Origin of the sequence: Variovorax sp. M-6 (genome assembly GCF_052114385.1) — a bacterium.
Lineage (GTDB): Bacteria > Pseudomonadota > Gammaproteobacteria > Burkholderiales > Burkholderiaceae_C > Variovorax.
This window is the reverse complement of sequence record NZ_JBFREQ010000023.1, coordinates 37,867-63,580: the sequence shown is the minus strand read 5'-3', so window position 1 is coordinate 63,580 and position 25,714 is coordinate 37,867. Positions and strand designations below refer to the sequence as shown.

Sequence of the window (25,714 nt, the reverse complement as noted above, 5' to 3'; positions counted from 1 at the left end):
AGAGTGGGAACGGCTCACTGTTCGAGCCACACACTGCGGGTGCGGATCACGCTGTTGAGCATGGGAGGAACGTTCTTGACCTTCGGGCTCGCGATGGCGTAGTAGGTGACCCGGATCGGAATCATCTGGTAGGCCTCGTCGGACACGATCTGCGCCACCTCGCAGTACATCGCCTTGCGCTTGGCCTTATCGGTCTCCGCGCGCGCCTTGCGCAGGATCGCGTCTACCTTGCTGCTGTCGTGGCGGCTCACCGGCGCGCCGTTCTCGCCGCCGAAGTAGTAGGCGAGCGCCACGTCCGGTTCGCCCACGATGTCGCTGAAACGCCAGACATCCATTTGGTAGTCGCCGCTCAGTCCGACGCGCACGTTCTGGCTTTGTTCGACCAGCCTGATGTCGGCTTCCATGCCGACTTCCTTGACGAATTGCTGCACCATGCCGGCCTGGCGGCGGCCGGCCGGCGTGTTGGTGGACACCAGCTGGAATCTGATCGGCTTGCCCACATCGGCGACCAATGCACGCGCCTTCGCGAGGTCGTAGCCGCGCCAGTTGAGCTTGGGACAGAACCACTCCGAGTTCGGGCCCAGCAGGTCGGTGGTGGCCACCGTGGTGCCGAGGAAGAAGGTGTCAAGCATCGCCTTGGTGTTGAACGAATGCACCACCGCCGCGCGCACCCGTGGGTCGTTGAAAGGCTCTTTCGAGGCATTGAAATTCCAGGAGATTGCACCCGAGCCTTGGTATTCGTGCACCTTGAGCTTCGGGTCCTTCTTGGCGTCGAGCACGTGGTTCGCGGTGTCCATGCGGCCGATGTCGACTTGGCCCGATTTGATGCTCTGGTAGCGCGTATTCCCGTCGGGCAGTACCCGGTAGATCAGGCGGTCGAGGTAGGGCAGCTTCGGGTCCCAGTAGTCGGGGTTGCGCTCCATCACGATGCGGTCCCCGGCCTGCCACTCCTTGAAGACAAAGGGCCCGGTGCCGACGGGCTTTCTGTGAAATCCTTCCGGGTCGTTCTTCAGCGCCGTCGGCGAGAGGATGAAGTTGACGAGGTGCTCGGACGCGAGCGCGGATTGCAGCGCGGCCCAAGGCTGTTTGAGCACGAAGCGCACGGTCATTTCGTCGACCTTCTCGACGGTCTTCACGGGCGCGATCACGGACAGATTGATGCCCGTTTCGGGTGCCAGAAGCCATGCGTAATGGGCCACCACGGCATCGGCGTCGAAGGGCGTGCCGTCGTGGAACTTCACGCCCGGCCGCAGCTTGACCGTGGCGCTCAGGCGGTCATCCCCTTGCGCAAAGCTCAGGCCCAGGCGCGGCACGATCTGCTTGCCTTCGAAAACGAACAGGGTCTCCATCACCGAGGAGGCCGGCGTGATGGTGTTCTGGTTGAAGATCTTGGCTTTTGCCGGATTGAACCCGCTGAACTCCGCTTCCATGCCGATGGAGAGCGTGCCGCCCTTCTTTTGGGCCTGGGCAGCGGGCGAGAGCAGGGCGAAGGTCAGCACACAGGTCACGGGGAGTGCGGCGAACAGGGGCGGGCGCGTTGTGTTCATGAAGCGATTTCCTCGGGTTCGAAGGACGCGGTGGCGTCGGCCGAAGGCACTGCCACCGAAAAGGGAAAGTGGCAGGCGACCTGGCGCCCGTCGGCAAGCGATGCCAATGGCGGCTCCGCCGCGGCGCAAGCCGCCTGCGCGCCCGGGCAGCGCGTGCGAAAGCGGCAGCCCGTGGGCAGCGACATGGGCGACGGCATCTCGCCCTGGAGCGCGATGCGCCGCGTTTGCGCGGCAGGGTCTGCACGCGGCACCGCGCTGAGCAGCGCCGCGGTGTAAGGGTGCGCCGGGCGGTCCAGAACGTCCCGCGCGGTGCCGATCTCGCAGATGCGCCCGAGGTACATCACGGCCACGCGGTCCGCCACGTTGCGCACCACCGCCAGGTCGTGCGAGATGAACAGCATGCTCAGGCCCAGCCGCCGGCGCAGGTCGTTGAGCACGTTGAGCACCTGTGCGCGTACCGAGACGTCCAGCGCCGAAACCGGCTCGTCGCAAACCAGCAGCACGGGTTCGAGGATGAGCGCCCGCGCAATCGAGATGCGCTGGCACTGGCCACCGGAGAACTCGTGCGGATAGCGCTCCAGCACGTTCTGGCTGTCGAGGCCCACGATGTCGAGGGTCTCGCGGATGCGGCGTGCGCTCCCGGTCTTGTCGAAACGGCCGTTCACCCGAAGCGGAAACTCCAGGATCTCGCGCACCGTGCGCTGCGGGTTGAGCGAGGAGATCGGATCCTGGAAGATCATCTGGAAGCGACGGCGCAGGCGCTTGAGCGCATTGGCCGTCAGGTTCGCGAACGCCTGCCCTTCGAGCCGAATCGCACCGCCTGCGGTGGGCGAGAGCTGCATCACCGCCTTGGCGACTGACGACTTGCCGCAGCCCGATTCGCCCACCAGCGCCAGCGTCTCGCCGCGCGCGATGTCGAAGCTCAGCCGATCCACGGCGCGCATCTGCTGCCCGCCTGCAAGGGCATAGAGCACGTCGAGGTCGCGTACCTCGAGCACGGGCGGCTCCTGTGCTTGTGTCGTGGGGTTCGTCATGCGACTTGCTCCATCGGGCGCCAGCAGCGAAAGGCATGCGCACCCACGGCCGACTCGAGCCCTGGCTGCGCCGCGTCGCACTGCGCCATGCGGCGATCGCAGCGCGGGGCATATCGGCAACCGCCGGTCAGCGCGTGCACCGCGGGCGGTCGCCCCGCGATCGTGTACAGCGTCGCATGCGGCGGATCGTCCACGCGCGGGATGGAACGCAGCAGGTCCCGCGTGTAGGGCATGCGCGGCTGCCGGAAAAGCGCTGCGGTCGGTGCCTTCTCGACGACCTGGCCGGCATACATCACGGCGATGTCGTCCGCATGGCCGGCCGCGACGCCAAGGTCGTGGGTGACGAGGATCATGGTCATTTGGCGTTGGCGCTGCAGGCTGCGCAGCAGGTCGAGAATCTCGGCCTGCACGGTCACGTCGAGTGCGGTCGTGGGCTCGTCTGCGATGAGCAACTCGGGCTCGCAGGCGATGGCCATCGCGATCACCACGCGCTGGCGCATGCCGCCGGAGAGTTCGTGCGGCAGCTGCGTCATGCGTCGCTCCGGTGAGGTGATGCCGACCTGGTCCAGCAAGCCGACGGCGCGGGTCTGCGCTGTATGGCGATCGAGCCGGAGGTGAAGTTGCATGCCTTCGGTGAGTTGCACGCCGATGGGCCGCACCGGATTCAGCGCCGTCATCGGGTCCTGAAAAACCATGGCGATGCGCCGGCCGCGCATGGCCTGCATTGCGCCACGGTCTAGCCGCAGCAGATCCTGCGCGCCGAAAAATATCTGTGCCTCGGGCGCGATCTTCGCCGCCGGCCCCAGAAGCCGCAGGATGGAGCGCGACAGCACCGATTTGCCCGACCCGGACTCGCCGACGATCGCCAGCGTGCGCGAGCGCGCCACGTCGAGCGAAACGTCGCTCAGCGCATGCAAAGGTCCCTGCGGCGTCTGAAACTGCACGCTCAGATGGCGCACGCACAGCAGCGCCCCGTCTTTTTTGTTGTCGAAGTCGCTCATGCCAGGCCTCCGCGTCCGCCGCCGCGGCGCTGCCGCAAGCTGTCGCCGAGCAGGTTCAGGCTCAGCACGGTGAGGAACATCACGGCCGCCGGAATCAGGCTGACATGCGGCACACGCTCGAGGGACTCGCGGCCATCGGCGATCATGCCGCCCCAACTCGGCGTTGGCGGTGGCACGCCCACACCGAGGAAACTCAGCGAGCCTTCGGCCACGATCATCACCGACGTGACGGACAGGCCGTAGGTCAATAGCGCCATCGTCATGTTGGGAAGAATCTCGCGCACCATGATCTGCAGATCGCTCGCGCCCGCCGTGCGTGCGGCCAGCACGAACTCCCGGCCGATCAGCGGCAGCGCATTGGCGCGGGCGATGCGCGCAAAGGCGGGAATGGACATCACGCCGAGTGCGAGCGTCACGTTCTGCACCGACGGCCCTAGCACCACGGTGAGGCCGAGCGCGAACACCAGACTCGGGAAGGCGAGCATGGCGTCGAGCAGCGCGAGGATGGCCGTGCGCACCGCGCCGCCGTAGTAGGCCGCGAACAGCCCGAGCGCAGATCCGAAGACCAGACCGATCAACGGCGCGATCAGGCTCACGGTCAGGGAGACCCGTGCGCCGTACGCCAGGCGCGAGAGGATGTCTCGACCGTCGAGGTCCGCGCCCAGCAGATGTGCGGCGCTCGGGCCTTGCTCGGCAGCTGCGAAGTCCATGTCCGTTGGCGAGGGCATCGGCAGCCAGTCGGCCGCGATCGCGAAGAACAGGACCACGAGCAGCCACGCGCACGGCAGCATGAGGCGCAACATGGTGCGTCCGTGCGGCCGCCAGCGTGGCCGAGGCGCGCTTTTCGGGCGGGGCAGAGATTCAGCGCGCATGGCGGTCAGACACGCGGGGATCGAGCAGCGCGTAGATCGCGTCTACGACCAGGTTGACGACCACAAAGGACACGCCGATGAACACCACCACACCCTGCAGCGTGACGAAGTCCCGCTTGGTGATGGCCTCGATAAGCAGGCGGCCGACGCCGGGCAATGCGAACAGTGTCTCGATGATCACCGCGCCGCCGATCAGGTGACCGACGTTGATGCCCATCACGGTGATGAGGCTGAACGACGAGGGCCGTAATGCGTGGCGAATGAGGATGTGGCGGTCCGACAGGCCCTTGGCTCGCGCGACGGTGATGAACTCCTCACGCAACGTGCTCGCGATGTCGCTTCGCAGCAAGCGCATGTAGATCGGCGCTTCCACCAGCGCCAGCGTCAGCGAGGGCAGGGCGAGCGAACGGATGCCACCGAGCGGATCGGTCCCGAACGGCACATAGCCGGTCGCCGGAAACCAGCGCAGCCAGATCGCGAACAGCAAAATCAGCAGAAGCCCCAGCACGAAGTGCGGCACCGCGAGGACCGCGAAGGCGCCGCCCGAGAGCCACCGGTCGATTGGGCTGCCCGCGCGGTAGCCGGCCCAGATGCCCAGCGGCAGAGCGATCATCAGCGCGATCACCTGCGCGAAGATCATCAGCTGGATCGACACCGGCAGCCGGTGCGCAATGGCGGCCGTCACCGGCTCGCCGCTCAACGGCGAGGTTCCCAGGTCGCCCTGCAACGCGTTGCCGAGCCAGCCGAGGAAGCGCATGTGCATCGGTTGGTCGAGGCCCAGTTCGCGTTGCAGGCGTGCAATCTCCTCGGGCCGGGCGTTGTCGCTCAGCATCGCGTCGACCACGTTGCCAGGCAGCAGTTCGAGCATGAGGAAGGTGGCCACGCTCAGCAGCGAGATCACGATCAGCACGTGACCTGCGCGCCGACCGATGCCCGAGAGCATGGTGCGAGATGGCAACGAAAGAGCGACGCTCATGGTTGAAGCTCCTGAAAGGTGAATCGTTTCATTGGCGCATCAAAAAAAGTGAGAACGGCGGCGACCATTCGTTCGGTTTCGCGAGTGCGTCGAGCTGCGCATCGAGTAGGAGCACTTTTGCGCCGCACCCCGCCAGCAGGAACGCGGCGGCACGACCGTTGCCTATGTCCGAGGTGCGCGAACCCGCGCCAGTCACGATCGCGACGCGGCCGGTGAGGCTGTTGCTGGCCGGTTCGGAGCGGGAGGCGGGCGCGCGTTCTGGATTCATCGATGGATGGCAAGCGGTTCGAAAGGCGGAAGGCGCGCACACGGCGCGTGATGGGGGCAAGCGTAGTCGGAGTCGGCGAACGCCTGCACAGTACTTTCCCCGATGAAACGTTTCATTGCAGGGAGAATCGCCCGGCCAAGACCGTGTACCGGCTTACTGTTTGCGAGTGGGTTTCTTGCGCGGCGTGACGGCTGGAACGGGGCCGCACGAACCCTGCAGCGAAAAGATCGTCGGCACCATCACTCGGCGTGGCGCACCGCCGGGACCTTCGCGCATCCGCGTTACCAGGAGGTCGATGCTTTCCTGCACCGCGAGGTTGAGGTCGACGGTCACGCTGCTGATTCGCGGGCGATGGCTGCGCGCGAAATCCGGGTCGCCCATCGAGACCACCGAGATGTCGCGCGGAATTCGAAGGCCCTGCGCCTCGATCGCGTTGAGCACGTCGGCCAGCACGCTGGTGCCGAGCGTGAGCAGTGCCGTAGGCCGCTCCTGCCGCTGCAGCAGTTCGGTCACAAGGTCGAACGCGGGCTCCGTGGAGCTGGGCAGCTTGACCAGGAGGTCGGCTCGGGCCTTGAGCCCGCGCGCCGCGAAGCCGGCCTTGTAGCCCTCGATGCGCCGCAGCATCGGCCGGGTATGCGTGCCGGAGACCACGAATGCGATCTCGCGATGTCCTTGGTCGATCAGGTTTAGCATGGCCTCCTTCACGGCCTGCGCGTGGTCGAACAGCACCTGGTCCTTTTTCGCGTTCATGTCGCGATCGAGAATCACGACAGGCAGGTCCATCTTCTCCACCGCCGCCAGCACGCTCGCGTCTCGCTCGTTGCCGGGCGCAATGATGATGCCGTCCATGCGCCGGCTCTGGAACATCGAGAGAATTTCGATTTCCCACTCGGGGTTGTTCAGGCTGTTGGCCAGCAGCACCATGTAGCCGTTCTCGCGAAACTTTTCTTCGTAGATGCGGTAGAGCTTCGCGTAGAGCGGGTTCGTCACGTCGGTGAACATGCAGCCGATCGTGCGAGAGGAACGGGAGCGAAGCGTCTGCGCTGCGTGATTCAACCGGTAGTCGAGCTCTGCCATGGCCTGCAGCACGCGCTTGCGCACCTCGGGGCTCACGTTCTCGATCTTGTTGATCACGCGCGACACGCTGCCCAGAGAGACGCCGGCTCGCGTTGCGACATCCTTGATGCTGGGGTTGCCTGCTTTCGATTTCATGTCGGACCGGTTCGCGAAAGGTCGAAATTCTAGGTCGAAGCACGTGCGCGTTGCGCCATTGTCGCCGACCCGTTGCCGCTCTGGCGTCGTGCTGCCGAGCGCGCGTCAGGCCCTATCCGATGCGGTGGAAACCACGTGATCGCGCAGAGGGTTGCCAACATAGTCGGCTTTGGCGTCGGTCGACGCCATCGCAACGCTCCCAGGAAAAACCGAAGTCATGGCAAGTTCTGCCAGGTCCTGCATCACCGGGGCACCATAGTGCTCCGAGAGGAAGGTGGAGGCCGCAGCGACCACGACACAGGCCAGCAGCCTGGAAACAGCAAGCGGCAAGCGCACGCGCCCGGGAAACGCGCCGATCGTGAGTGTGGTCATGGCGTCAGGCGGTCGGCAGCCGGTGGTCCTTGAACTGCTCGCGCAGGCGATGCTTGAGCATCTTGCCGGTCGCGCCGAGCGGGATCGAGTCACTGAAGACCACGTCGTCGGGTGTCCACCACTTGGCGATCTTGCCGTCGTAGAAGGCCAGCAGTTCCTCGCGCGTGACCTCGACGCCGGGCTTCTTCACCACCACCAGCAGCGGGCGCTCGTCCCACTTCGGATGGGATGCAGCAATGCAGGCGGCCATGCCCACGGCGGGGTGTGCCATCGCGATGTTCTCCAGGTCGATCGAGCCGATCCACTCGCCGCCGGACTTGATGACGTCCTTGGCGCGGTCGGTGATCTGCATGAAGCCATCGGCGTCGATGACGGCGACATCGCCAGTCGGGAACCAGCCGTCCACCAACGGGTTGCCGCCGGCACCCTTGAAATAGCTGGCGATGATCCAGGGGCCGCGCACCAGCAACTCGCCCGAGGTCTTGCCGTCCCAGGGCAACTCCTTGCCGTCGGCGTCCACGATCTTGAGGTCGACGCCGAACACGGCGCGTCCCTGCCTGGACTGGACCGCAAGCCGTTCTTCGCTGCCCAGCACCAGTTGCGCCGGCTTGAGCGTGCAGACGGTGCCCAGCGGGCTCACCTCGGTCATGCCCCAGGCATGCAGCACCTGCACGTCATGGCCTTCCTGGAAGGCGCGCATCATCGCCGGGGGGCAGGCCGAGCCGCCGATCACGGTGCGGCGCATGGTGCTGAATGTCAGGTCGTTGGACTCGACATGTGCCAGCAGGCCCTGCCAGACGGTGGGAACGCCCGCGGACATCGTCACGCCCTCGGCCTCGAACAATTCGTACAGGCTCTTGCCGTCGAGGTACGGGCCCGGGTAGACGAGCTTGGCGCCGACCGCGCACCCTACATACGGCAAGCCCCAGGCGTTGACGTGGAACATCGGCACCACGGGCAGGATGGCGTCGCGCGCCGAGCAGTTCAGCGCGTCGGGCAGCGCCGCGGCGTAGGTATGCAGCAATGTCGAGCGATGGCTGTACAGCACGCCCTTCGGATCGCCGGTGGTGCCCGAGGTGTAGCACAGCGACGAGGCGGTGTTCTCGTCGAAGCTCGGCCAGTCGAAGCGATCGCTCGCGCCGGCCAGCAGTTCCTCGTAGCACAGGAGGCCGGGAACCTTGGTCGAGGCCGGCATGTGGGCACGGTCGGTCATCGCGACGAAGGCCTTGATCGTCTTCACGCGTGAAGCGATTGCTTCGACGATCGGCAGGAAGCTCAGGTCGAAGAACAGCATCTGGTCTTCGGCGTGGTCGGCGATCCACACCACCTGGTCGGGGTGCAGGCGCGGATTGAGCGTATGCAACACTGCGCCCGAGCCGGAGACGCCGTAGTACAGCTCCATGTGGCGGTACCCGTTCCACGCCAGCGTGGCGACGCGGTCCCCGAACGCGACGCCGCGCTGCGCCAGCGCGTTGGCCACGCGGCGCGCCCGAGCGGCGAGCTCTCGGTAGGTGGTGCGATGGATGTCGCCTTCGACCCGGCGCGAGACGATTTCCTGTTCGCCGTGGTGGCGTTCGGCATGCGTCAGCAGGGTGGAGATCAGCAGCGGCTGCTGCATCATCTGTCCGTTCATGATGCGTGTTCCTCGATTCGTTTTCATTCGGGCTGGAAGCCGATGGCCTTCAGGTTGGCGGCGTGCCTGTCGGACGCCGCACGCAGCGACTTCGACAGCTCGTCGGGCGTCAGCGGCAGGCCGATGTCCTGGCCTTGTTCCCTGAAGCGCTCAATCACCTTCGGCTGTTGGAGCACCTTCAGCGTGGCCTCGCGGACTTTGGCTTGCACTTCGGCCGGAACGTCGGGCTTGGTCCACAAGCCCATCCAGGCGACGTCGCCGATCTTCGGGTAGCCGAGTTCGGCGAAGGTAGGCACGTCGGGCAGGGCAGCCAGCCGCTTGGGCGCGCCGACCGCGAAGGCCTTCAGCTTGCCTGCCTTGATCAGCGGAACAGAAGTCGCCGGGCCGTCGAACATCAGCGCCACATGGCCGCCCATCACATCCTGGAGTGCGGGCGGCGAGCCCTTGTAGCCCACATGCGTCATGTCCAGGCCGGCCAGCTTGTTCAACTCCTGCCCCATCGTGTGCGACATCGTGCCGCTGCTGTACGAGGCGTAGCTCACCTTGCCGGGATGAGCCTTCACATAGGCGATGACGTCCTTCAGGTTCGATGCCGGCAGCGAGGGATTGCCAACGAGCACCAGGCCGGTCTGGGTGAGCTGGGCCAAAGGCTTGACGTCCTTGAACATGTCGACGCGGGTCTTGACAACATGCGGGATCTCGGTGACCAGGCCATTGACGCCGACCATGAAGGTGTAGCCGTCGTGCGGTGATTGCAGCAGGTCCTGGAGGCCGATGGCGCCCATGCCGCCGGCCTTGTTGTCAACGATCACCGGCTGGCCGAGCAGTGGCGCGAGGCCTTCGGCCAATGTGCGCGCGACGATGTCGGAGGTGCCCCCCGGAGGCGCGCCGACGACAAGGCGGATCGGCTTGCTGGGCCAGCTCTCGGCCAGTGCGATGGGTGCCATGGCCAGCAGGGACGCGGCGGCAAGGGTGCCGAGCATGGCGCGGCGCAGGGGGTTCTTGAGTTGTTGCATCGTGTGTCTCCGAAAAATGGAATGGTTGTGCGAATCGCCAGGGTGGGCCCGGCGTCAGTGAGCTGCTTCGCCGAAGTCGACCTCGACGCGGCCGTCCAGCACGCGCACGGGGTAGGTGCGAACAGCGAGCCCGCCACCTGCGCCGCGACTGCACCCGTTTGCAAGATCGAAGCGCAGGCCATGCGCGGGGCATTGGATCGTCGTGCCTTCGAGAGCACCTCTGGCGAGCGACGCGCCGGCATGCGGGCAGCTGTCTGCGATCGCGTGCACGGTGTCCTCGATGCAAAAGAGCGCGATCTCGTGGCCGTCGCGGCGGGCAAAGCAGCGTCCCCGTTCGGCCAGCTCGTGCTCTCCGAGCAGGTCGGTCCACGCTTGAGTGATCGACATACCGCTTCCTTCTCAGGCGGCCACGCGCATCGGCACGCCGCGCTGGCCCGGCGCCCGGTTTGGTGCGAATCCGATCCGCGCCAGCGTTTCGTCGGTGTTTCGGTAGGTTTCGCCGATCCTGTAGATGCTGCGCGCGTCGTCGCCGCTGGCGATGTCGCGGTTGAGAACCCGCGCGATGGCCACCATGGCCTCGATCTGCTGCACCGAGCTCATGCGCTCGCCCGTCGGCCCGAACAGCGTGTCCTCGATGCCCACGCGCACATGCATGCCCATCGCGATGGCCATCGTGTTGAGGGGAATCACGTTGCGGTTCAGCGTCTCGATCGTCAGCGTCGCGCCGTCGGGCGTGCGGCGCACGAACTCCATCATGTCGGCCGGGTTGACGCCCGCCGCACCGCCGCCGATCGCCACGTAGTTCAGGATCAGCGGGCCCATGTACACGCCGCGGCGAATGAGTCGCTCCACCGTCTCGAGTTGGGACAGATGGGCGAGCATGAAGTGCGGCTGAATGCCGTTGGCCACCAGGCGGCGCAGGTGCTCCTCGTGCCAGGAGGGGTTGGAGGGCACGATCATGTCGCGGTAGGCCGCTTGCAATGCCGGATTGGCGAGCGACGTGCCGGCGACATCGGCCTCGGTCATCAGTTCCATGATGTTCATCTGCGAGGTGTTGATGGCAATGGTCACCTGGTCGGGACGCGGGTTCAGCTCGGTGAGCATGTGGCGCGTGTCATCGTTCATCCACTTTGCTGCCTGGCCGTCATCCTCGGGCGCGAAGGAGATCGAGCCGCCCACCTGCAGGATCATCTTGGGCACCGCTTCGCGCAGGCGCGCCAGCATCTCGTTGAACTTGGACAGGCGCTTGCTGCCCTTGCCGTCTTCTTCGCGCACGTGCACGTGCAGCACGGTCGCGCCGGCGTTCCAGCAATCGACCGCTTTCCGGACCTGGTCGTCCATCGACACGGCGATGTCGTCGGAGTCGCTGGCGTCCCACTGGGGGCCATAGGGCGCGACCTGGATGACCAGGGGTTGCTGGTTTTCGGGGAGGAGGGAGTCGTCGAAGAATTGCATGATGATTTGTCCTTCTTGGGGTTCAGAGATTCGGGTGCTGGAGGCAGCCGGTCAGCGCGTGGATACGGACGCCAGTTCGTCCAGCAGGATGGGCGCGGCGATGCTCATGGTGTGGATGCCCAATACGCTTACGCACTGCAGCACCGCGGTGATCTCTTCCTTGGTGGCGCCCAGCTCCAGCGCCTTGCGGATGTGGCGGCGCACACCCGGTGCGTACATGTGGGTGCACGAGGCGTCGACGGCGATGGAGATGAACTCGATGGTCTTCGCATCGAGCACGCCCGAGACCATGGGCGTGATGCCCATCGCCATGAACTTCTCGGTCCAGGCGGGGTCGAGTTCGGCAGAAGGTTCCCAGTTGGGGTTCCAGTTGCCGCTCTCGCGCAGGCGGTCGCAAACCGGTGTGGGTGCAGGTACGTTGTCGCGGTCCATCGGGTCGTGTCTCCTTGAGGTTGTCGCTGCCCGTGGCCTTCACGTCTGCAGCTGATTCGGAAAACTGATTGTTCCGGGCAAGGGGAGATGCCGATTGACCCGCTGTGACAGTTGTTTAACCTGACGTGACACGCCGCGTTAACGCCATGTCGAACCTCGTCCGCAGTGCCAGCCTGACCAACTATTCCGAGATCGCGCGTGCGGTCGGAATCAATCCGCTGGCCTTGCTGGCCGAGGTCGATTTGAATCCGGGCTGCCTCCACGATCCCGACATGCGCATTCCGAGCCAGGCGGTTCGAGACCTGCTCGAGAACTCGGCGATCGCCAGCGGCATGGACAACTTCGGCCTGCGCATGGCCGAGACGCGGCAACTGTCGAACCTCGGCGCCGTGGCGCTGGTAGCGCGCGAGGAACCGACGGTGCGGCGCGTCGTGCGGGCGATGATGCGCTACAGCCACGTGCTCAACGAATCGCTGTTCGTGGAGCTTGAAGAGGCCAATGGCATCGCCGTGATGCGGGAGGAGTTTCTCGTGGGCCAGAGCGGCTCATCGCGTCAGTCGACGGAACTGCTTGTCGGGGTGATGTTTCGGAATCTGAAGTTCTTCCTCGGGCCGGCCTGGAACCCGCTGCGGGTCTGCTTCTCGCACTCGCCGCCGCGCGATCCGAGCCTGCACTTTCGAATCTTCGGGTACGGCGTCTACTTCGGCCAGGACTTCAACGGGCTCGTCTGCACGACGAGCGACCTGGATGCACCGAACCCGATGGCCGACGCGGTGATGGCGCGCTATGCGCGGCAGGTTCTCGAAGCCTCCGCCGGTTCAGCGCGCACGAGCGCGGTCGACAGCGTGCGCAACATCCTGCTGGTGCTGCTGCCTTCGGGCCAATGCTCGATCGAGCAGGTGGCGCAGCAGCTTGGCGTCGACCGGCAGACCGTGCATCGGCGTCTGGTACGGGAGGGCACGGCGTTCCGGGAGGTTGTGAATGCCATCCGTCGCGAACTGGCCGCGCACTACATCGACGACGGCACGCGGCCGCTGTCGCAGGTTGCCGAATTGCTCGGATTCTCTGCGTTGAGCGCTTTCTCGCGGTGGTACAAGCAGCAGTTCGGCGAGGTTGCCGGACTGCGACGCCGCATGCACGACGGTGCGGAACGACCCGATCGGCCAGAGGGACACAAACGCTGATGCAGTTTCGAATCGAGTACATCTTTGAGAGGGTCTGCTCCGCCAGCACCAGCGCATCCTCGACTTCGATGCCCAAATAGCGCACCGTGCTTTCAGCTTGCTGTGGCCGAGCAAGAGCTGCACGGCACGCAGGTTCTTCGTGCGCCGGTAAATCAACGACGCCTTCGTCCGCGGGCCGCCGTGCGCTCACCGTTGAAGACATCGCGCACCCGAAGGCGACGCTGGGCCCATACGAAACATATATACTTCGTGTACGTTTCATATAGAGGTCACTGATGGGAATCGTCAAAATCTCGGACCTGATGCACGAGAACCTGCGAGTGGTGGGGAACGCCCTCAGCAGGTCTATCAATGCACAGGCAGAGCATTGGATGCGAGTCGGAATGCTGACCGAAATGCACCCGGAGTTGGACCACCGAGAAATCTGCCAACTGCTGATACGGGCTGAACTCGCAGGGGGCCTGGACATCGCCCGGGCTGTCACAGCCCAACCGGGCAAGCCCCGCGCATCCTCCACTGGAAAACACTAGTGGCTCGCGGCATTTCCATCAAGTCCGCCGAGGACATAGGGATGGCGCGGCGGGCCGGCGGGCTTGCCGCAGAGGTTCTCGGCATGGTCGCGCCCTACGTGGTGCCGGGGGTGAGCACGGAGACGCTCGACCGAATCTGCCGCGACCACATCGTGAATGTCCAGGGCGCCATTCCAGCCAACGTGGGGTATCTCGGGTATCCGAAGACCATCCTCACCTCGGTCAACCAGGTTGTTTGTCACGGCATCCCCTCGCCCGACAGGATTCTGAAGAAGGGCGACATCATCAACATCGATGTCGCCGTCATCAAGGATGGCTGGTTCGGCGACACCAGTCGCATGTACTTCGTCGGAGCCCCCAGTGTGTTGGCTCGGCGCCTGGTCGAGACGACCTACGAAGCAATGCTGGCGGGAATCCGGCAGGTCAAGCCTGGAGCGACTCTCGGCGATATTGGCCATGCCATCCAGTCAGTCGCTCACCGTGAACATTTCAGCGTGGTGCGCGAATACTGCGGGCACGGGATTGGTCAGGTCTATCACGAGGAACTGCAAGTGCTGCACTACGGGCGGCGCGGGGAAGGGCTCAAGTTGGAACCGGGGATGGTTTTCACCATCGAACCCATGCTCAACGCAGGCAAACGCGAAACCAAGCAACTGCCCGACGGGTGGACAGTCGTGACAAAGGACAGGTCTCTGTCCGCCCAGTGGGAACACATGGTCGCTGTGACACCCGAGGGATATGACGTGCTTACGGCTTGGCCGGGAGGCACAGGAGCCTACGCGCCGGTTTGACGCTCAGTTCGGGCGAGACTTGGCCGTTGGACAACGGCAGCGATGCGGACAGGTAGTTGATGGTTGTGTCGTTCACGCGGGCGCTGCTGTCGAAGGCATCCGGGCCTCCGGTCACTGCCCATGCTCGCGCGTCGGGCAGCATGCACCGTCGAGCGTCGGGGCATGACAGGCAACGCAGAGCTTGTTCCCGTCCGGGTCGCGAAAATACGCGCCGTAGTAGTTGTCGTGGTACTGCGGGCGCAGCCCAGGCGGGCCCTCACATTCGCCGCCATTTTCCAACGCGACCTGGTACGACGCGCGGACGACCGCCCTGGAGGCCGCTGCGAAGGCAACCATTTGCCCGTTTCCAGGGTGGTGCGGCTGTCCGTCATAGGGCTTGCAAATGACGAAGAAGGGGCGCGCCCCTCCTGCGCTGTGCCAGCCAGCCCACGGCCTCTCTCGCTCGCAGAAGCGCAGCTCGACACCGAGGCTGTCCATCACTGCGCCGTAGAAGTGCAAGGCGCGCTCGAAATCGCTGACGCCGACAAAGACATGGGAAAACACGTTGGCTCCTCAGGCAATTTGGAGAACAGCTTCGACGGTCGGGTGTTGGCCGACTGTAGCCTGTCGGCTACCGGGAGCTTCGGGCCCTAACCGGGCCTGCGGCGGACGCCCGAACCGCCCAGACGGGGGTGCGGCTGCGAAGGCCATCGGCACGGGATTGCCTGGGCGCAGAGCCCGGCTACGCCACAACGTTGAAGAAGGCAAGTTTCCTGGCGCGAGGCAGGGCCTTGACCCTGATTTCCGCCCGCAACGCATCGCCCTTGCTGGCGTATTTGCGGGCTGCAAGCACCCGCACCGGAGGCCGAGCGCGCGTGAACTTGGCGCCCAGTCCGAAGACGTGCTGAAAGAAGCGCTGCTCCACGTCGAGCGCGATGCCCGCGTAGTACACGCCGCCCTCGCATTCCAGGAGGTAGAGCCAGTAGGGCGTGGGCTGCGGTTCGGGCAAGGTTCGAGGCACGGCCGGATTGTGCAGCGACAATCCGCGCATGGCCCAAGGCAAGCGCATCTCGGTAGACATCGGCAACGACGCCCTTCAGGCGATCAAGGACATGGGTGCGGCGGCCAGGCTGGCACGCACCAATGCCGGTGAGGGCCAAGCCGCGGCTGCCGCCCGGCTGGGTGTGCACGTCCAGACGATCGCCCGGATCGAATCGGGCGAGCCGGGCGTCGCGATCGGGCACGTGCTGGGCCTGCTTGCGCTCTACGGCATCACGACCAGGCTGCAGCCTCCGGACGACGGCCCGCCCGCATCGTGAGGGGGTTCACCTCCTAGGTGCGCGCAGGCAACGCGACGTTCGATCGGAGCCTGCTGCTGCCGCCATGGGTTCTGCCCCGCAGGCCTGCCCGGTGGATTCCGCCAGGCAAATCGGCGGCGTCCGACACGCTGGGTGCGCCGGACAGCACACGCTGCTTCCATCGACACCGTTCGCAAGGGGACACACTGCCATGATCCGAAAGCTGGCCTTGGCGGCGCTCACGGCCATCGCATGCGCGCTCTCCGGCTGCGCGATTGCTCCCACGCCGGGGAACCGGGCTGCGCCAGGCTCCGCCCCGGATGGGAATTCGTCGCGCGGGGCGTCGACGGTGCCGACTCCCGCGCCGAAACCATCCTCGGCAGCGAAGCCCGGCCTCGACCGCAGCGGCAGCAAGCAGGTCGGAAAGGCGTCCTTCTATGCTGACAAATTCACGGGCCGAAAGATGGCCGACGGCACCCGCATGGACCCGCGCGACGACAACGCCGCGAGCAAGACGCTGCCCCTCGGAACCACCGCCAGGGTGACCAACCTGGAGACGGGGCGCAGTGCGGTGGTCACCATCCAGGATCGTGGTCCGTACGTGAAGGGCCGCATCGTCGATCTCTCACCCGCCACTGCACGCGAGATCGGCATTTCGCGAGAAGACGGCCTCGCGCAGGTCGAAGTCACCCCACTGTCGATACCGCAGCCCGATGAAGCGAAGCCCGGCGGGGCGGCGACGCGATGACGAATGCCCGTCCCGAGCTCAGCGGCGGGCGCAGGCGTTGCGCCGCCCACTGCCCCGGATGGCGCGGCCCGACTTGTTTGGCGCAGAATGTCCGGCCCGTGGCGGCAAAAATCCCGCGCACGGTTCCACCACCCTGAACATCGGAGGCGATCATGGCATTCAACGGTTCGGCCATCGTGGCATTGCTGGACACAGCTGTATCGAAGGGCGCCCTGCACGGCGTTGCGGCGGTGGTGGTCGACCGCAACGGCCAGCTGTTTCACCATGCCGCCGGCGAGGCGAGCGAGCGCACCTTGTTCCGCAATGCGTCGATGACCAAGGCCGTGGCCACGACGGCGGCGCTGCAGCTCGTGGAGCAGGGGCGGCTGAGCCTCGATGCCACCGTCGAATCCATCCTGCCGGAGTTCGGTCGGTTGTCCGTGCTGGACGGCTTTGATGGCGACAAGCCGCGCCTTCGGCCGCCGGCCAGCAAGGCCACGGTGCGCCAGCTCATGACGCACTCGGCCGGCCTGGGGTACTTCTTCCTCAACGAGAAGCTGCTCCGGTACCACGCGCTGACGGGCGAGCCCAACCCTCTGTCGGGCCTGAAGCGCAGCCTGTCGGTGCCGCTGGTCAACGACCCGGGCACCGCGTGGGAGTACGGCGTCAACACCGACTGGCTGGGACTCATCGTCGAGGCGCTTTCGGGGCAGAGCCTCGGCAGCTACCTGCGGCAATTCGTCTACGGGCCGCTGGGAATGAATGACTCGACCTTCGCGCCCAGCGCCGAACAGCGCGAACGGCTGCTGCGCGTGATGCAACGCCAAGGCGACGGCAGGCTCGCGCCGTCGTCGCTCGACTTGCCGCCCACCTCGGAATGGGACGCCGCCGGCCACGGCTCCTACGGAACGGTGCAGGACTATGGCCGCTTCGTGCAGGCCTGGCTGAACGACGGCGCCGGCATCCTGAAGCCCGCCACAGTGCAGATGGCGCTGCAAGACCACCTTGGCCAGATCCAGCTGCCGGCGCTGTTGAAGTCGACGGTGCCCGAGCTGTCGAACGACGTGCCCGCGCTTCCGGTACCGCAAAGCTGGGGCCTGGGCTTTCATCTCACGCTGGCCGATCTGCCGGGCATGCGCAGCAACGGAACCGGCGACTGGGCGGGCGTCTTCAATTCGTACTACTGGATCGACCGCGCCAAAGGCATCGGCGGAGTCCTGATGACGCAGCTGCTGCCCTTCTTCGACATGCCCGTCATCGAGACACTCATGGGTTTCGAGACCGCGGTGTACCAGCAGGTAGGCGCCGCCGTGCCCGCGGCCTGAGCTCGCGCAGGCACGAAGCAAGCTTTCAACTGGACTGCACTCTGCAATGGCGAGATCGAATTTCAAGCTGCTACATCACCTGCCTCATCTCCTGCGCCGGGCACACTTCGAGGCCGACGCTCTTTTTCCGCAGATCTACGGCACCGCACTGACCTCTCGCCAACTTGCATTGCTGGTCGCGGTCGACCAGCGCCCGGGCGCTTCTCAGAGTGAAGTGGCACAGGACATCGGATTGGATCTGAACACCTGCAGCGACCTAGTGCAGCGGACCGTGTCAAAGGGTTTGCTGCGGCGAGAGCGATCCAGCATCGATGCGCGCAGCTTCTGTCTCTCCCTGACGCAGGAGGGCCAGCAGGCGCTCGCGGACACCACGACCAAGGCGCTCGATTACCGCGACGCGTTGGCAAGCCGGCTCAGTGCGTCCGAGCGAAAGCAGCTGATCGCGCTGCTGCGCAAGATGCTTGGCTTCGGCGACTAGGTCCCGTTCACAGGTCCTGGCTCGCCGCTGAACCGCCACTAGGGTTTTCTCTATGAGTGTCGTTGGTGTCTGGCCTTTTAATACTACGAATACGTAGTAAATAGGCGTTGCAGCTCATGACCCAGACTCAGACCATCGCGTTTCCGGCCGGCAACTACCACTACCTCTCCGGCGGCTTCCAGTACTCGGCGGCGGTGATCGCGGATGACGGGCACATCATCGAGCGCGCTCGTTTTCGGCGGCCCGTGGCGCTGGCCGAGGGCTTCGCCCGCATCCGGGCGCATCTGACCTCTCTGGGGCGCCCGCTGACCGCGCTGTGCGCTTGCGAGCTGCGCTCGCCCGTGCCGATGGATGAGCCGACCTTCATCGCCTTCAACCGTGCCTACGTCGGGCCGCTTGCCGAGTGGGGGCTCTTCAAGGACGACGTCAATCCCGTGGCGCGATGCAATCTGGTGCCGGCCTTCGACGCCCCGCGCGAGCCCAGCTTCCATGCGTTCAGCTACACGCTGCGCGCACCGAGCTCAGTCGGAACACGGGATTTCGTGACCTCCGGAGCCGCCGAGTGCCCGGACCGCCCCGGGTACCGCGACAACATTGTTCGCCTCGGCGAGACCTCGGCGCAGGCGCTGAGCGACAAGCTGCGCTTCGCCCTCGGCGACCTCGAGTCGCGCTTCGCGCTGATGGGCATCGACTGGGCCGACGTGGCCGACACTCGCCTCTATACCGTGCATGACCTGCACCATGCCATGCAGCGTGAACTCGCCGAGCGCGGCGCCCTGGCCGGCGGGCTGGGTTGGCACTGGGTGCGTCCGCCCGTCAAGGATCTGGAGATCGAAATCGACGCACGCAGCGTCTCGCGCGAAACCCTGCTTGCGGCCTAGGGCCTGTGAACAGGCCCTAGCTCCTGCAAACCTTGCCAGCCACCCGCTCTTCCATTCCCTCTCAGGAGAACAGCATGAAAGTCTTCCACCGCATTCGGCGCCGGACGCTCGGCCTCGCCGCTCTCGCCGTCGCCGCGGCCGCTTCCCCTGCGTGGGCGGCAGACCCGTTTCCTGGCGGGCCGATCCGCATCCTGGTGGGCTTTCCGGCCGGCGGCACCATCGACGTCGTGGCGCGCCAGGTGGCCGAACAGATGCGCGAGGATCTGGGCGTGCCGGTGACGGTGGAGAACCCGACCGGCGCGGGCGGCCAACTCGCGGCCCAGGCGCTCAAGCGCGCCGCGCCCGACGGCCGCACGCTGATGATCGCGCCCGACCACACGGCGGTGATCATCCCGCTGACGCTCGCCCATCCCGGCTTCAATGTCGCGAGCGACTTCGCGCCGATCGGGCTGGTCGCCAATTACGCAGGTGCGCTGGCGGTCAGTCAGGCCAGCGGCATCAAGGATCTGCCGGGCCTGCTGGCCGCGGCGAAGGCCGATCCCAAGGCGGGAAGCATCGGGGTCTCGGCCGCCGGCAGCAAGCCGCAGTTCCAGGTCGACGCCCTCGCCAAGCGCCAGGGCGTGCCGCTGGCCACGGTGCCTTTCCGCGGCTCGGTGCCGATGGTGCAGGATCTGGCCGGCGGACACCTGACTGCGGGCATCACGGCGCTCGGTGACTTCCTGGAGTTCGATCGCGCGGGCAAGCTCAAGGTCATCGCGATGGTCGGACAGCAGCGCTCGTCCATCCTCCCCGATGTGCCCACCGCGGCCGAACTGGGCTATCCGATGCAGATCGATTTCTGGGTCGGCATGTTCGCGCCGGCCGGCACGCCCAAGGCGACGGTCGAGCGCCTCAACCAGGTGCTCGGCAAGGCGCTTGCCGCTCCGAAGGTGCAGCAGCGCATGGCCGGCCTCGTGTTCGAGCCCAAGGCTTCGACGCCGGCCCAATTGAGCGAACGCATCGCTGCCGAGACAAAGCTGTGGGAGCCGATCATCGCGGCCTCGGGCTGGGCCAAGCAATAGCGCAATGACTGCTGAAGATGCCGCCTGGCTGGATCGGGAGTACAACCCGTTGCTCGCGGTCCCCGACCCCGCGGCACTGTTCGCGGATTGGAATCGGCGCTCTGCCGCCACGCGGGAAACGAATCTGCATTTCAGCGACATTCCGTACGGCCCGTCGGCCGGGCAGGTGCTGGATGTGTTCCCTTCGACGCGTCCGGACACACCGGTGCTGGTCTTCATTCACGGTGGCTTCTGGCGCGGGTCGGACAAGTCGGCGCACTCGTTTCTCGCGCCCGCATTCACTTCCCGTGGAGCGACCGTCGTTCTCTTGAACTACGACCTCTGTCCGGCAGTCCGGATCGAAACGATCCTTGCGCAAGTCAGCCACGGCGTGGCCTGGGTGTACAGGCATATCCGCGCCTATGGCGGCGACCCGCAGCGGATCACTTTGGCCGGGCATTCTGCGGGCGCACATCTGACCGCCATGCTGTTGGCCCGAGATGGGACGTCGGAGCGGGGAGGCCTGCCTCCGTGCACCGCATCCCGGGCGCTGTGCATCTCCGGCCTGTTCGATCTCGATACGGTCCGGCATGTTCCGTTCCTTCAGCCGGATCTCGCCTTGACGCGCGAATCGGCTCGCATGTTGAGCCCTGTCGCCCATACGCCGCGCGATGGCATCTCGGTTCATGCGGTCGTTGGAGAACTGGAATCGTCCGAGTTCCACCGCCAGAACACCCTTCTTGGGGCTCACTGGGGCACGAGTGCGGTCCCGGTGACCGAAGCGATCGCGGGCCGCCGCCACTTCGACATTCTGGATGACCTGAGCGATCCGTCCACGCGTCTCCATGGACTGGCACGGCAACTGCTTCTGTGCGAGCGCGAGGGTGCCGACCGACCACCCGCCGACCTCAGTACGTCTGATCGCTGATCACGCGCTTCACCTTCTCCAACGCGTCCCGGAGCGCGCCCGGCTCGACGGAGCCCAGAGCCAGGCGCAGCGCGTGCGGCGCCTGGGTGGTGGTTGCAAAGGGCTCGGCCGTCGACACCGAAATGCGCTCGGACATGAGCGCCATCGCCACCTTGTCGGCGCGAAGCTCTTCCTTCAAGGGGAGCCAGAGGAAGTAGGACGCCGCGTGACGGACACATCGAAGGCCGCTCAGAACCTCGGCGGCGATCGCCTGTCGAGTCATCGCATCCTGGCGCTTCTCTGCTTCGAGCCGGGTCACCGTGCCTTCGTCCAGCCACTTGCAGGCGATCGCCGTGATCACGCCGGAGGTGTTCCAGGTGGTGGCCCGGATCGCGCGTTCGATCTTCGGCATCCATGCCGCCGGTGCCGCGACAAAGCCGAAGCGCAGCCCGGTCGCCACGCTCTTGGAGAGCCCCGAGACGTAGACGGTCGTTTCGGGTGCCATGGCGACCAGAGGAGCGGGTGGATCCGCTTCGAGGAAGGCGTAGGCGGCATCCTCGATGATGAGCAGCCCGTGTCGTCGCGCGATCGCCACCAGCTCCCGCCGCCGGCGCGCACCCATCACCCAGCCCAGCGGGTTGTGCAGCGTCGGCATGGCATAGATCGCGCGCACGCGCCGCCGCCTGCATAGCGTCTCCAGCGCGTCCAGGTCGGGGCCCGCGCCAGCCGCCGGAATCGGTGCCAGTTCCAGGCGATGCGCCTCGGCAAGCACCTTGAACCCCGGGTAGGTCAGGGCGTCGGTGGCGACCACGTCGCCCGGCCGCAGCAGCGCCATGACCGTGGTCGCCAAGCCGTGCTGCGCACCATCCACGATGGCCACTTGAGCGGCGTTCGCCGTCAGGCCCCGGCTCGCGAGGTGGCGTGCCACGGTCTCCCGCTCATGGGGGCGACCGCCGTGAGGTTGGTAGCGCAACAGCGCCTCCAGATCGCCGGAGGAGGCCAGATGGCGAAGTGCGGAGCGAAGCATGTCGGCCTGGCCAGGCAGCGACGGATAGTTGAAGTTCAGGTCCACCATGCCCGCTGCCGCCGCCTGCTGGTCGATGCCCAGGCCGCGCGGCAGCGAGGCTTCCCGCACGAAGGTGCCGCGGCCCGTCTCGCCGCTGACCAGGCCCATGGCCTCGAGCTCCGCATACACGCGCGTGGCGGTGACGAGGGCCAGACCCTCCTTGGCGGCGAGCTGTCTGTGCGTCGGCAGGCGAGTGCCCGGCGCCAGGCGACCCTCCCGGATTCCGGCGGCGAGCGCGTCGACCAGTTGCTTGTATCGGGCACGGGCCATGCGGCAATGTATCCATGACAATAATTTGATTGTATTGGGTCGATTGCCTACGATCCCCGCCATGCACATCGCCATCCTCACCTTCGAGGGCTTCAACGAGCTCGATTCGCTCATTGCGCTCGGCATCCTCAATCGCGTCAGGAAGCCGGCCTGGCGGGTGTCGATCGCCAGCCCCGCGGCGCGCGTCCGGTCGATGAACGGCGTGGTGCTCGAGGCCCAGGCAAGCCTGCGCGAAGCCAGTGCGGCGGATGCGGTCATCGTTGGCAGCGGCATGCAGACGCGGGAGGTCGTCGCCGACGTGGCCTTGATGGCCAAGCTGCAACTGGACCCGTCCCGGCAATTGCTGGGCGCGCAATGCTCCGGAACGCTCGTGCTTGCCAAGCTGGGGCTGCTCGACGATGTGCCGGCCTGCACGGATCTGACCACGAAGCCGTGGGTCGAGGAAGCGGGCATCGACGTGCTGAACCAGCCCTTCGTCGCCAAGGGCAATGTGGCCACGGCGGGCGGCTGTCTCGCCTCGCAGTACCTCGCCGCTTGGGTGATCGCCCGCCTGGAGGGCATCGAGGCAGCGCAGAGCGCGATGCACTACGTGGCTCCGGTGGGAGAAAAGGACGACTACGTCGCGCGTGCGATGCGAAACATCGCGCCTTTTCTCTGAGGAGTCCGGCGAACTCGCGTTCAGCTGCCCGGGTGCCGAGGGATCGGGTCGTTGCAGACCGTGCCGGGGCCAGCCGGGCCCCTGGCGGTGGGCGCCGCCACGGCGTTGCGGATCTCCTGCGTCGTCAACACGTCCGCGTACTTGGCCTGCAGGTCGAAGAGATTGGATTCGTGAGGCGCCGGGTGGCGGTCGCCGCATGCTTCGGAGGCCACGATCGGAATGAAGCCATGCTGCACGGCGTCGACCGCCGTGGCCCGCACGCAACCGCTGGTACTCATCCCGGCGACGATCACGCAATCCACGCGCTGCGCATTCAGCAAGCTGGCCAGCGAGGTGCCGAAGAAGGCACTGGCGTACTGCTTCGAGATCACGGGCTCGTGGGGTGCGGGGCGAAGCGCCTCGACGAAGTCGCCCAGGGGATTGCCCTCGCGGAACACCGACAGGGCCGGGATCTTCCGATAGAACACGCCGCCGTTGACGCCCTGCGCGTCATAGACAACCTGGGTATGGCATACGAGCAGCCCTTGCCGGCGGGCCCATTGCAGCAGCTCGGCCGCGGCGTCGACCACCTGCGGCGCATCGGCGAACAGCGGGCTGTCCGGCTCGAAGTAGGCGCGGGCAAAGTCGATCATCAGCAAGGCCTGGCGAGTGCCGACGCCCAGCGGCGCGCCGAAGGCGCCGCTTCGGCTGTAGTTGCTGCCGAGATCGGTCTCGTCGCGGTGTGCCGCTTCAGTCGTCGTGGTGTTCATTGGCTCTCAGCAGGGTGTGTTTGGCGGAATGAATGTGGCAGCTCATGGTGCTCTGCGCCCAGCCGGCGTCGTGCACCTGGAAGGCTTCGATCAGTTCCCGGTGCTGGGCGAAACTGCGACGGAGCTGATCGACGGTGTAGCTGCGGAAGGTCCTCTGGACAATCGGCAGTTCGATCGCATTGGCCAGGGTCGCGACCAGGCGCTCGTTGCGGCTGGCCTGCGCGATCACGCGATGGAACTCCCGGTTGAGTCGGCCGATGCGTGCCGCGTTGGCCTCGCCGGTATCGGGGCCGCAGGACTCGATCTCGTCCTGCAGGGCCTGGAGCTGGTCGATTTCGTCCTCGCCGATATGGCGCGCCGCATGGCCCGCGATCTCTCCTTCGATGAGCACCCGCAGCTCGAAGATCTCGGCGATCTGCGCGCTGGACCAGGTCCGCACCATCGTTCCGCTGTTGGGCTTGAAGACCACGAACCCGTCCGCGGTCAGCAGGCGCATGGCTTCGCGCACGGGCGTGCGCGAGGTGTTGAATTCCGCCGCCATCTGCTGTTCGGTCAGGCGCATGCCCGGCCCGTAGGTGCCGTTGATGATGCGTTCCTTCACGATGGCGTATAGCTGGTGGGCGACGGTGGCCGTGCCGGTGATCTGTTTCAATGCCTCCTCCTGGGGGGATCAGTATCGTTCCAGAAGCGAGCCGAAGCCGCTCATCCTGTCCAGGATGCCGGACTGGCGCAGCGCGTGCCAGTAGATGGCGGTGTTGATCGCCACCACCGGCTTGCCGAGCCACACCTCGGCTTCTCCGGCCAGCCGGGCCATCGCGAGATTGGTCCCCACCTGGACGATGCCGTCGATGTCGTCCCCGTCCAGTTCCTGCAACGCGGTGCGAAGCTCGGATTCCTGCACATGCGCGATCTTGACGGGGCTTTCGCACTTGAGCCCCTTGATGCGCTTGACCTCGTAGCCGGCCTCCTCGAAGAAGCGCACGACGTTCCGGTCACCGACGGCCTGATAGGGCGTGACGACGGCGATGCGCTGGATGCCCAGCACTTCGAATGCGGCGTCGCAGGCTTCCGAGCCCATCGAGACCGGCAGCCGCGTGCGCTCTTCCAGTTGCGCCTTGAGCCGGCGGCTGGCAGCCAGTCCATCCCAGAAGGTTTCGGCCGAGATCCCGAGCACCAGGCGGTCCGGCTCGCAGGACATGACCGCATCGACGGCCTCGTCCTGCGCCGCGGCGATCAGTTCGATCAGGCGCTGGAAGTCCTCGTCGTTGTTCAGCGGAATGTTCGCGATGCGGATACGGCTGATGTGGTTCGTCACGCCCGCGGGGCGCATGGCGTCGAACTCCGGCTGGACGCTCGTGTTGGTGGACGGAATCAGAACGGCGAACTTTTGTCGCCAGCCCAGCGAGTCGGTCATGTTTTTCCTTCGAAAACGCTTGCATGGTGGAAATCAGGTGGCCTATGATTGTCCACAATTGATGGAAAATCAACCCGGAATATGGCTTGAATCGGCAAATTACTCTATCAATTGTCGACATTGAAGGGGCCGGCGGTTGCGCTGAGGTCCGAGCCGCACAGGCGATGTCGACCCCCGTTGACTGCTTGAAATTGAGGATGAACCCATGAGCGATACAGACCGTACCCTGCCACGAACCGAAGGTTATTTCTCGGTCCGAGACGACATTCCGATCGAGCGGCTGGCCGCCGTCGAGGGCGTCAAGCCCAAAGGCAGGGTGGAGGTGCGCCGGATGATGGTGGGCGAAGACATCCTGATGCTCCACGTCTTCCGGGAGAAGGGCCTGATCGATCCGGTGCACAAGCACATGGATCACGAGACCGTCGCCTATCTGATCAAGGGCCGCCTGCGCCTCGTGATCGGCGACAAGGAGTTCATCGCGGAGCCCGGCACCTCGTGGATCCACCCGCGCGGTGTCGAGCACTACAGCGAAGCGCTGGAGGACTGCGAACAGCTGGAAATCAAGTCGCCGCCCAAGAAGACCTGGGTCAGCGAATAGG

General features: G+C 65.8%; 31 protein-coding genes and 1 pseudogene. 12 read left to right on the top strand and 20 right to left on the bottom strand.

Going from position 1 to position 25,714, the window contains the following annotated elements; all coding sequences use genetic code 11:
- Positions 1-14 precede the first annotated feature (14 nt).
- The 13 genes from AB4Z46_RS23345 to AB4Z46_RS23285 form a co-directional block, all read right to left on the bottom strand.
- The gene (locus tag AB4Z46_RS23345; protein WP_442285928.1) at positions 15-1,547 is read right to left on the bottom strand and encodes an ABC transporter substrate-binding protein; all 1,533 of its coding nucleotides are present in this window, start codon (positions 1,545-1,547) and stop codon (positions 15-17) included.
- Complete coding sequence (locus AB4Z46_RS23340; RefSeq protein WP_442285927.1) at positions 1,544-2,581, bottom strand: ABC transporter ATP-binding protein; 1,038 nt, start codon at positions 2,579-2,581, stop codon at positions 1,544-1,546. Before AB4Z46_RS23340 ends, AB4Z46_RS23345 begins: the two co-directional genes overlap by 4 nt.
- Positions 2,578-3,582 carry an ABC transporter ATP-binding protein gene (locus tag AB4Z46_RS23335; RefSeq protein WP_442285926.1) on the bottom strand — a complete coding sequence of 335 codons (1,005 nt, stop codon included), beginning with the start codon at positions 3,580-3,582 and terminating at the stop codon, positions 2,578-2,580. The genes AB4Z46_RS23340 and AB4Z46_RS23335 overlap by 4 nt, the downstream gene beginning before the upstream one ends.
- A complete protein-coding gene (locus tag AB4Z46_RS23330; RefSeq protein WP_442285925.1) occupies positions 3,579-4,385 on the bottom strand; it encodes an ABC transporter permease in 807 nt (268 codons plus the stop codon). Before AB4Z46_RS23330 ends, AB4Z46_RS23335 begins: the two co-directional genes overlap by 4 nt.
- 58 nt (positions 4,386-4,443) lie before the next feature.
- Positions 4,444-5,430, bottom strand: coding sequence for an ABC transporter permease (locus AB4Z46_RS23325; RefSeq protein ID WP_442285924.1), 987 nt, complete (start codon positions 5,428-5,430; stop codon positions 4,444-4,446).
- A 28-nt stretch (positions 5,431-5,458) separates the two neighbouring features.
- Entirely contained in the window at positions 5,459-5,698 is a 240-nt protein-coding gene (locus AB4Z46_RS23320; RefSeq protein WP_442285923.1) for a hypothetical protein, read from the bottom strand.
- 153 nt (positions 5,699-5,851) lie between these two features.
- A complete protein-coding gene (locus tag AB4Z46_RS23315) occupies positions 5,852-6,910 on the bottom strand; it encodes a LacI family DNA-binding transcriptional regulator (RefSeq protein WP_442285922.1) in 1,059 nt (352 codons plus the stop codon).
- A gap of 105 nt (positions 6,911-7,015) precedes the next feature.
- Positions 7,016-7,282 carry a hypothetical protein gene (locus AB4Z46_RS23310; protein WP_442285921.1) on the bottom strand — a complete coding sequence of 89 codons (267 nt, stop codon included), beginning with the start codon at positions 7,280-7,282 and terminating at the stop codon, positions 7,016-7,018.
- A gap of 4 nt (positions 7,283-7,286) precedes the next feature.
- On the bottom strand, positions 7,287-8,915 hold the full coding sequence (locus AB4Z46_RS23305) for a 3-(methylthio)propionyl-CoA ligase (protein ID WP_442285920.1): 1,629 nt from the start codon (positions 8,913-8,915) through the stop codon (positions 7,287-7,289).
- 23 nt (positions 8,916-8,938) lie between these two features.
- Positions 8,939-9,931, bottom strand: a complete 993-nt coding sequence (locus AB4Z46_RS23300) for a Bug family tripartite tricarboxylate transporter substrate binding protein (RefSeq protein ID WP_442285919.1) — start codon at positions 9,929-9,931, stop codon at positions 8,939-8,941.
- 54 nt (positions 9,932-9,985) lie between these two features.
- Positions 9,986-10,318, bottom strand: a complete 333-nt coding sequence (locus AB4Z46_RS23295) for a Rieske (2Fe-2S) protein (RefSeq protein WP_442285918.1) — start codon at positions 10,316-10,318, stop codon at positions 9,986-9,988.
- 12 nt (positions 10,319-10,330) lie between these two features.
- Entirely contained in the window at positions 10,331-11,386 is a 1,056-nt protein-coding gene (locus tag AB4Z46_RS23290) for a 3-keto-5-aminohexanoate cleavage protein (protein WP_442285917.1), read from the bottom strand.
- A 51-nt stretch (positions 11,387-11,437) separates the two neighbouring features.
- On the bottom strand, positions 11,438-11,818 hold the full coding sequence (locus AB4Z46_RS23285; protein ID WP_442285916.1) for a carboxymuconolactone decarboxylase family protein: 381 nt from the start codon (positions 11,816-11,818) through the stop codon (positions 11,438-11,440).
- A 146-nt stretch (positions 11,819-11,964) separates the two neighbouring features.
- Between AB4Z46_RS23285 and AB4Z46_RS23280 the strand changes: the two genes are divergently transcribed.
- A complete protein-coding gene (locus AB4Z46_RS23280; protein ID WP_442285915.1) occupies positions 11,965-13,002 on the top strand; it encodes an AraC family transcriptional regulator in 1,038 nt (345 codons plus the stop codon).
- A gap of 31 nt (positions 13,003-13,033) precedes the next feature.
- Here AB4Z46_RS23280 and AB4Z46_RS23275 read toward each other — a convergent pair.
- Positions 13,034-13,185: pseudogene (locus tag AB4Z46_RS23275) on the bottom strand (integrase); the annotation flags it as partial.
- A gap of 92 nt (positions 13,186-13,277) precedes the next feature.
- On the opposite strand from AB4Z46_RS23275, the gene AB4Z46_RS23270 reads away from it, so the two are divergent.
- Complete coding sequence (locus AB4Z46_RS23270) at positions 13,278-13,532, top strand: ParD-like family protein (protein WP_442285914.1); 255 nt, start codon at positions 13,278-13,280, stop codon at positions 13,530-13,532.
- The gene (map, locus tag AB4Z46_RS23265) at positions 13,532-14,323 is read left to right on the top strand and encodes a type I methionyl aminopeptidase (protein WP_442285913.1); all 792 of its coding nucleotides are present in this window, start codon (positions 13,532-13,534) and stop codon (positions 14,321-14,323) included. Before AB4Z46_RS23270 ends, map begins: the two co-directional genes overlap by 1 nt.
- A gap of 111 nt (positions 14,324-14,434) precedes the next feature.
- Here map and AB4Z46_RS23260 read toward each other — a convergent pair whose 3' ends face one another.
- Together AB4Z46_RS23260 and AB4Z46_RS23255 are read right to left on the bottom strand one after the other, a co-directional pair.
- Entirely contained in the window at positions 14,435-14,866 is a 432-nt protein-coding gene (locus tag AB4Z46_RS23260) for a VOC family protein (RefSeq protein ID WP_442285912.1), read from the bottom strand.
- A gap of 178 nt (positions 14,867-15,044) precedes the next feature.
- Entirely contained in the window at positions 15,045-15,323 is a 279-nt protein-coding gene (locus AB4Z46_RS23255; protein ID WP_442285911.1) for a GIY-YIG nuclease family protein, read from the bottom strand.
- 28 nt (positions 15,324-15,351) lie between these two features.
- On the opposite strand from AB4Z46_RS23255, the gene AB4Z46_RS23250 reads away from it, so the two are divergent.
- The 7 genes from AB4Z46_RS23250 to AB4Z46_RS23220 all read left to right on the top strand — a co-directional run bounded on the left by AB4Z46_RS23250 (position 15,352) and on the right by AB4Z46_RS23220 (position 20,979).
- Positions 15,352-15,621, top strand: a complete 270-nt coding sequence (locus AB4Z46_RS23250; protein ID WP_442285910.1) for a helix-turn-helix domain-containing protein — start codon at positions 15,352-15,354, stop codon at positions 15,619-15,621.
- 190 nt (positions 15,622-15,811) lie between these two features.
- Entirely contained in the window at positions 15,812-16,348 is a 537-nt protein-coding gene (locus AB4Z46_RS23245) for a septal ring lytic transglycosylase RlpA family protein (RefSeq protein WP_442285909.1), read from the top strand.
- A gap of 152 nt (positions 16,349-16,500) precedes the next feature.
- Entirely contained in the window at positions 16,501-17,652 is a 1,152-nt protein-coding gene (locus AB4Z46_RS23240) for a serine hydrolase domain-containing protein (RefSeq protein ID WP_442285908.1), read from the top strand.
- Between the two features lie 46 nt (positions 17,653-17,698).
- On the top strand, positions 17,699-18,130 hold the full coding sequence (locus tag AB4Z46_RS23235) for a MarR family winged helix-turn-helix transcriptional regulator (protein ID WP_442285907.1): 432 nt from the start codon (positions 17,699-17,701) through the stop codon (positions 18,128-18,130).
- Between the two features lie 116 nt (positions 18,131-18,246).
- Complete coding sequence (cnbZ, locus tag AB4Z46_RS23230) at positions 18,247-19,011, top strand: 2-amino-5-chloromuconate deaminase CnbZ (protein ID WP_442285906.1); 765 nt, start codon at positions 18,247-18,249, stop codon at positions 19,009-19,011.
- Positions 19,012-19,085: 74 nt separating this feature from the next.
- On the top strand, positions 19,086-20,072 hold the full coding sequence (locus AB4Z46_RS23225) for a tripartite tricarboxylate transporter substrate-binding protein (protein WP_442285905.1): 987 nt from the start codon (positions 19,086-19,088) through the stop codon (positions 20,070-20,072).
- A gap of 4 nt (positions 20,073-20,076) precedes the next feature.
- Positions 20,077-20,979, top strand: a complete 903-nt coding sequence (locus tag AB4Z46_RS23220; protein ID WP_442285904.1) for an alpha/beta hydrolase — start codon at positions 20,077-20,079, stop codon at positions 20,977-20,979.
- On the opposite strand, the gene AB4Z46_RS23215 is transcribed toward AB4Z46_RS23220, so the two are convergent.
- On the bottom strand, positions 20,960-22,294 hold the full coding sequence (locus tag AB4Z46_RS23215) for an aminotransferase-like domain-containing protein (RefSeq protein ID WP_442285903.1): 1,335 nt from the start codon (positions 22,292-22,294) through the stop codon (positions 20,960-20,962). The genes AB4Z46_RS23220 and AB4Z46_RS23215 overlap by 20 nt on opposite strands.
- Before the next feature lie 61 nt (positions 22,295-22,355).
- Between AB4Z46_RS23215 and AB4Z46_RS23210 the strand changes: the two genes are divergently transcribed.
- Positions 22,356-22,952, top strand: coding sequence for a DJ-1/PfpI family protein (locus AB4Z46_RS23210; RefSeq protein WP_442285902.1), 597 nt, complete (start codon positions 22,356-22,358; stop codon positions 22,950-22,952).
- A 20-nt stretch (positions 22,953-22,972) separates the two neighbouring features.
- On the opposite strand, the gene AB4Z46_RS23205 is transcribed toward AB4Z46_RS23210, so the two are convergent.
- The 3 genes from AB4Z46_RS23205 to AB4Z46_RS23195 are packed head-to-tail and all read right to left on the bottom strand — an operon-like array spanning position 22,973 to position 25,115.
- Positions 22,973-23,701, bottom strand: coding sequence for an isochorismatase family protein (locus tag AB4Z46_RS23205; RefSeq protein ID WP_442285901.1), 729 nt, complete (start codon positions 23,699-23,701; stop codon positions 22,973-22,975).
- Positions 23,682-24,353 carry a GntR family transcriptional regulator gene (locus AB4Z46_RS23200; protein ID WP_442285900.1) on the bottom strand — a complete coding sequence of 224 codons (672 nt, stop codon included), beginning with the start codon at positions 24,351-24,353 and terminating at the stop codon, positions 23,682-23,684. Before AB4Z46_RS23200 ends, AB4Z46_RS23205 begins: the two co-directional genes overlap by 20 nt.
- An 18-nt stretch (positions 24,354-24,371) precedes the next feature.
- A complete protein-coding gene (locus AB4Z46_RS23195; protein WP_442285899.1) occupies positions 24,372-25,115 on the bottom strand; it encodes a maleate cis-trans isomerase family protein in 744 nt (247 codons plus the stop codon).
- A 205-nt stretch (positions 25,116-25,320) separates the two neighbouring features.
- Here AB4Z46_RS23195 and AB4Z46_RS23190 point away from each other — a divergent pair, with 205 nt between their 5' ends.
- Positions 25,321-25,713 carry a cupin domain-containing protein gene (locus AB4Z46_RS23190; RefSeq protein WP_442285898.1) on the top strand — a complete coding sequence of 131 codons (393 nt, stop codon included), beginning with the start codon at positions 25,321-25,323 and terminating at the stop codon, positions 25,711-25,713.
- Position 25,714 lies beyond the last annotated feature (1 nt).